At 55.1% G+C, this 6,166-nt stretch carries 6 protein-coding genes; 4 read left to right on the top strand and 2 right to left on the bottom strand.

Annotated elements, in window-relative coordinates:
* Nucleotides 1-534 (top strand): OprD family outer membrane porin (locus BLQ55_RS09800; RefSeq protein ID WP_143011714.1); only part of this gene is annotated, 534 nt, incomplete at its 5' end.
* Between the two features lie 48 nt (nt 535-582).
* On the opposite strand, the gene BLQ55_RS09795 is transcribed toward BLQ55_RS09800, so the two are convergent.
* Nucleotides 583-975, bottom strand: coding sequence for a hypothetical protein (locus BLQ55_RS09795; RefSeq protein ID WP_092253625.1), 393 nt, complete (start codon nt 973-975; stop codon nt 583-585).
* A 156-nt stretch (nt 976-1,131) separates the two neighbouring features.
* On the opposite strand from BLQ55_RS09795, the gene BLQ55_RS09790 reads away from it, so the two are divergent.
* Complete coding sequence (locus BLQ55_RS09790) at nt 1,132-1,989, top strand: AraC family transcriptional regulator (protein ID WP_092199986.1); 858 nt, start codon at nt 1,132-1,134, stop codon at nt 1,987-1,989.
* A gap of 283 nt (nt 1,990-2,272) precedes the next feature.
* On the top strand, nt 2,273-4,519 hold the full coding sequence (locus tag BLQ55_RS09785) for a TonB-dependent siderophore receptor (protein WP_218130105.1): 2,247 nt from the start codon (nt 2,273-2,275) through the stop codon (nt 4,517-4,519).
* 18 nt (nt 4,520-4,537) lie between these two features.
* On the opposite strand, the gene BLQ55_RS09780 is transcribed toward BLQ55_RS09785, so the two are convergent.
* Entirely contained in the window at nt 4,538-4,921 is a 384-nt protein-coding gene (locus BLQ55_RS09780) for a winged helix-turn-helix transcriptional regulator (protein WP_092199979.1), read from the bottom strand.
* A 101-nt stretch (nt 4,922-5,022) separates the two neighbouring features.
* On the opposite strand from BLQ55_RS09780, the gene BLQ55_RS09775 reads away from it, so the two are divergent.
* Nucleotides 5,023-6,141: an NADH:flavin oxidoreductase gene (locus tag BLQ55_RS09775; protein WP_092199976.1), complete on the top strand. Its 1,119-nt coding sequence runs from the start codon at nt 5,023-5,025 to the stop codon at nt 6,139-6,141.
* The last annotated feature ends 25 nt before the right edge of the window (nt 6,142-6,166 follow it).

The following is a 6,166-nucleotide window of genomic DNA, read 5'->3' as shown; positions in this document are numbered from 1 at the left end:
AGCCAGCCCATCGGCGACTGGACCCTGGGCGCCAACCTCGGCTACTTCATCGGCAAGGAAGACGGCAGCGCCCTGGCCGGCGACCTGGACAACAAAACCGCGTTCGCCATGCTCTCGGCCAAGTACGGCGGCAACACCTTCTACGTCGGCCTGCAGAAAGTCGGCGGTGACGACGCCTGGATGCGCGTCAACGGCACTAGCGGCGGTACCCTGGCCAACGACAGCTACAACTCCAGCTACGACAACGCCAAGGAAAAATCCTGGCAACTGCGCCACGACTTCAACTTCGCCGCGGTCGGCGTGCCGGGCCTGACCCTGATGAACCGCTACATCAGCGGTGACAACGTGCACACCGCCACGGTCGACGATGGCAAGGAATGGGGTCGGGAAAGTGAGCTGGCCTACACCGTGCAGAGCGGTGCGTTGAAAAGCCTCAACGTGAAGTGGCGTAACTCGACGATGCGCCGGGATTACAGCACCAACGAATTCGATGAGAACCGTATTTTCATCAGTTACCCCATCTCGCTGCTATAAAACATCATTTGTTCTCCCCCTCATGAGTAGCGGCGTTCCGGGACGCCGCTATTTTTCCTTTGGTTGCAGTAACTTCCGCGCCAGCGCCAAGGCTTCATCTTCAGTGGTTGCGATGAGCATGGGATAACCCCAGAATTTTTCATACATGATTGCGAACGCTTTGCCTGCCAGCCGTTTGGCGAGATTTGATTCGATATGAATCGAGGCTTTGACATAACGCTTGAGTTCGCTTTTGTGGCGCTTCATCCATAGGGCTATTTGTTTCAGTTCCTCTGGTGAATGTTCCGGTTGCTCCTTGTCCAGACCTTCATTGCTTATCAATACGAAGGACTCATTGCGAGCAAGCAAGGCTTCAAACTCGGCAAGTGACTCTTCCTGGCTATGGCCCAGTGTGGTTTTTTGCAACCAAACGAACGGAAAATGTGTGGCGTCTATACGCATTTCTCTAGTCCTTCGACACGTTGCCAAACCGCTGTGATGTCCTGCGGTTTCAGGATACTCTGCAAGCGATCCGGCTTAATTGCACAGGCTGGCCACAATGTTGTTCAAACCAGCCATTTTTTTGTTTGAGGGCTTAGCGTGGGACGCACACCTGGTATGGCGAACACTGCTAAAAAAGACAGGATTGCCGTATTGGACGTCGATAGCATTTCGCGGCCCGTCGTTGCCCTCAGCGCTTCGATGGTGAGCAAGGATTGGGAGCAAGCCAGCCATCAACATCGTAAAGCACAACTGCTTTATTCCGTGCGCGGCATCCTCAATTGTGAAATAGAAGAGGGCGTCTGGATCGTTCCACCACAATGTGCCGTATGGATACCCGGTGGTTTGTCACATGCGACACGTGGTTCAGGAGAGACAGAATGTTATTGCCTGTTTGTTGAACCTGATGCCGCTCCGGATCTTCCGCGACGCTGCTGTACGATTGGCGTATCACCGCTGTTGCGTGAGTTGCTGCTGAAGGCGGCGGGGTTCTCGGGAGACGCTGTCAATGTCCCGCGCGAAGACCGCCTGATCGCAACGTTATTGGACGAATTGTCGGCAGCCCCCGTGGAGGACCTGCATTTGCCGATGCCTCGCGACACGCGTCTGCGCAGGCTCGCTGAAATGCTCTTGGCCGACCCCGCGGTTAAGGTTTCGGTGCGCGAGTGGTCTTCTCGCATCGGCATGAGTGAGCGCAGCATGAGTCGGCTTTTGCTGCAGGAAATAGGGATGAGTTTTGGACGTTGGCGTCGGCAATTGCATGTGATTGTGTCACTGCAACGCATGACCAAGGGCGAGAGCGTCCAATCGGTTGCGTTGGAACTCGGTTATGAGGGACCCAGCGGCTTCATCACGATGTTCCGCAAAACCGTAGGCAAACCGCCTGTGCAATATCTCTCCGCCCGCTCAGCCAGCGCTCTTATCGCGGGTGAATCATCGCCCGTGCCGTCAATCCTGTTTCCTGACGAGCTGTAAGGGCTCGTAGGCGATCTATCCGAACCTGGCCAATCCTCGTGACGGATGGAAAACGGCCAATCGCTGACATTGGCTGAACTGGAAAATAATCTGGCCATCCTTCGATATCTGGCAACGGCGGCTTATTGCTAGATTGCGCGACAACGAATGCAAATCAATTTCACTTGAGATGATTTGTCACTTCTGTTCTCCGGCCTGGTGCCGGTTGAGTTGTCGGCCCATTCTCAAACCCGTCTCTCGACGGTCGGCCGCTGTCTGTTTTTTTCTTGATAAGGAATGGCTGATGTGGAGTTCGTTGACTTACTGCGGTGAGTGGCGCCCTTGCGTGCCTGAGCGTTTGCTGACAAAGCCAGTGACTGCAGCGCTGTTGGTGTTTTTAGGCAGTTCGAGTTGTGTAATGGCGCAGGACCCTGTCGAAGCCGATGAGAACGCTCAGTCTCAAGGCGCGATGATTCTTCCAGCGGTGACGATAAGCGGAACGAGGACACCCGATACCACCACGACAGAAGGGACGGGGCTTTACACCATCGGCCAGACCACGGCCGCGACTCGCTTGCCGCTGACGTTGCGGGAGACGCCGCAATCCATTTCCGTGGTAACGCGTCAACGCATGGATGATCAAAAGCTGGATTCAGTTCAGGGGATACTGGAGAGCACGACTGGCATCTCGTCTTACCAATCGGATAGCCAACGCACGAGTTTCTATTCCCGAGGCTTTCTGATCGACAACATCCAGTATGACGGCATACCCGCCGTCATTGGCGACGTCATAAACGGCAGCGGCATCAGCGACCTGGAAACGGCATTTTACGACCGTGTCGAAATTGTGCGCGGGGCTAACGGGCTGCTTACCGGCACGGGCAATCCGTCGGCTGCGGTCAACCTGGTGCGCAAAAGACCAACGCCAGAGTTCTCGGCTTCCACCTCTATCAGTGCGGGTTCCTGGGACAGTTTCCGAGAGATGGGAGATGTTTCCGTACCGTTGACAACCGACGGTCGTATCCGTGCACGCATGGTCGGGGTCAATAACGATGGTCACTCCTACATCGATGGTTACCAAACACAAAAGCAAGCGTTCTATGGGGTCATTGAGGCAGATCTCACCGAAGACACCACTTTGGATATTGGGTATGACTATCAGAACAGTTCCCCTGAGCGACCGACATGGGGCGGTGTTCCTCTATGGTTCAGCAACGGCTCAGAGGCAGAATGGTCACGCTCCAAATCCCTGGCCGCGGACTGGAATCGCTGGGACAGCACCCGACAGACTGCTTTTGCCGAACTTGAACACCGGTTCGATAACGGTTGGAAAGTCCGCGGTGTGGTGAACCAGTACCGCACTGAGTATGACTCCCAGTTATTGGGCGGGTTTGGTACACCCGACCAGGATACCGGCTTAGGCGTTTTTCCTAATGGTGCTTATCCGGTTGCGTTGGCCGGCAAAGGGAAAAGCCGGCAAAACACCTTTGATGTGATGGCGAGCGGTCCCTTCGATTTAATGGGGCGCCAACATGACCTGGTAGTGGGCGCTATGAGTTCTCGGTATACCTCGAACAAAGACGATATCAGTCCCTTTTTTGTAGGGTTCACGCCCGGCAATATCTACAATTGGAATAATCATTTCCCCAAGCCCGACTTTGATGCAATGGCGTCTATGCCGACCGATACCGAGGTTAAACAGCGCGGCTTCTACAGCACAGCGAGATTCTCATTGGCCGACCCTTTGAAATTGATTGTCGGAGGGCGGTTCAGTCGGTACGAGATTGATGAGACCGCAGGTGGGACGCCGTTCAATTATAAAAAAAGTAATGAGTTCACGCCTTACGCAGGTCTGATATACGACATTGATAGCACGTATTCTGTCTATATCAGTTATACCGGCATATTTAACCCGCAAACATCGTTCCGAGACAGCAATGGCAATGTCCTCACACCGACGGAAGGCAAGACGAAAGAGATCGGCCTCAAGGCTGAATACCTGGAAGGGCGACTGAGTGCGTCTGTCGCGTTGTTTGACACCGAACTGGACAACGCTGCACAACCGGATGGCAGTCTTCTTACGCCAGGCGGTGCGCAAGCTTACAAAGGGGTTGATGGCACTAAATCCCGCGGGATCGAGTTCGACCTGCAGGGTGAAGTGGCTCCCAATTGGAACTTCTATGCTGGCGTCGCCGCTTTCACAGCCAAGGACGGCAACGACGCCAGGCTGAACCCACAGGTACCGCGCACAACCGCTCAGATGTTCACTACGTACAAGTTACCCGGCCTGTTGGAAAAGTTGACTTTGGGTGGCGGCGTCAGATGGCAAAGCCGCTTCTTGAGCAGTAGTACGAGCACCAGGGTAGCGGAACAAGCCCCCTATGCGCTGACATCACTGATGGCGCGTTATGAGTTGTCAAGGAACGTGGACCTATCAATCAATGTTAATAATGTGTTCGATAAAAAATATGCAACCCAGAAAGGTGATTTCGATACTGTCAGTTATGGAGCGCCGCGTAATGCACTGATGACGTTGAACTATAAATTCTAGTTTGCGCGGCTAACCGAATCACTCCATCACCTTAAACTCCGCGGCTTCGTCAAACTTCGACCGGGCCGCTTCAACCTCGGGCAGTTTGTCGAGCGTCCATTTATGCAATTCGCGAAATGGCTGCTGCAGTGTTCGACCCAGTGGGGTGATCTCGTACTGCACTGCCACGGGCGAGAACGAAATGATCTGGCGCGAGACGAGACCATTGCGTTCCAGCCGCCGCAGACACTGGGTAAGTGCCTTCTGGGTGACGCCCTCCAGGCGACGTTTAATAGCGTTAAAGCGATGCGGCCCGTCATCGAGCACCGCCAGAACCATCATTGACCACTTATCAGCGATTTGGTCGAACAGCGCCCGGCTTGGGCACTCCGACGAAAAACATTGCGGCTTTAATTCCAGCATCGAAGTTTCCTCGCGTATACCTAGGCGATTTTAAGTGCCTAATTGACATCAGGTTTACAAAATATACTTTATGGCCTCCGAAAACAAATGGAGCCCATCCGATGTCGATCCTTGATACCAGCATCTTATTCCGTCCTTTTTCCATCCGGTCGCTTGAACTGAAAAACCGGATTGTCATGGCGCCGATGACGCGTCTGTTCTCACCCGAAGGTATCCCGGGTGAAGCAAGCATGGCCTATTACCGGCGGCGGGCCGAGGGAGGTGTGGGCCTGATTCTGTCGGAAGGCACCGTGATTGATCGCCCGGCATCGCGCAATGATGCCGGCATACCTTTTTTTCACGGCGAAGCGGCGCTGGCTGGATGGAAGAACGTGATCGATGCTGTCCACACGGCTGGCGGGCGCATGGCGCCGCAGATCTGGCACACCGGCTCCACGCGTTACATCAACGACTGGGAGCCGGATGCTCCCGTTGAAAGCCCGTCGGGCCTTGTTTCACCAGGTGACCTGCGTGGCGTGGCGATGAGTGAAGAGGATATTGCCGACACGGTAGCAGCGTTCGCCAAGGCTGCAGCAGATGCCAAGCGACTGGGCTTCGATACCGTCGAAATCCATGGAGCCCATGGTTACTTGATCGATCAGTTTTTCTGGTCTGGTACCAATCTGCGCACCGACCGTTATGGCGGCCCGACAATCAAGGAACGCTCGCGCTTTGCCAGTGAGGTCGTCTCTGCCGTTCGCCAGGCTGTTGGCCCGCAATTCCCGATCATCATGCGCGTCAGCCAGTGGAAGCAACAGGACTACGGGGTGCGCGTCGCTGAAACGCCGACGGTGATGGAGGACTGGTTGTTGCCACTGGTCGAGGCCGGTGTCGACGTCCTGCACTGCTCGCAGCGCCGCTTCTGGGAACCTGAGTTTCCCGAAATTGACGGGGAGAACGGCTTGAACTGCGCAGGCTGGGCGAAGAAAGTCACTGGAGCCACAACCATCAGCGTCGGTTCGGTTGGGCTGGAGAATGATGTCACCAACGCCTTCGCCGGCAAGGGATCGGTCCCTGCGAGCCTGGACCGGCTCATCGAGCGTATGGAGCGCGGAGAGTTCGATCTGATCGCAGTAGGGCGTGTGTTACTGAGTGACAAGGATTGGGTCGCCAAGGTGGAAAGAGGCGATTACGCGGATCTGAAGGGCTTCAATCCGGCATCTTTGGCTGAATTGGTTTGAATTGCAGTGTGGCCCGGGCATTACG

Source organism: Pseudomonas sp. NFACC13-1, assembly GCF_900104425.1.
Classification (GTDB): domain Bacteria; phylum Pseudomonadota; class Gammaproteobacteria; order Pseudomonadales; family Pseudomonadaceae; genus Aquipseudomonas; species Aquipseudomonas fluorescens_AA.
This window is presented reverse-complemented; position numbering and strand designations above follow the sequence as displayed.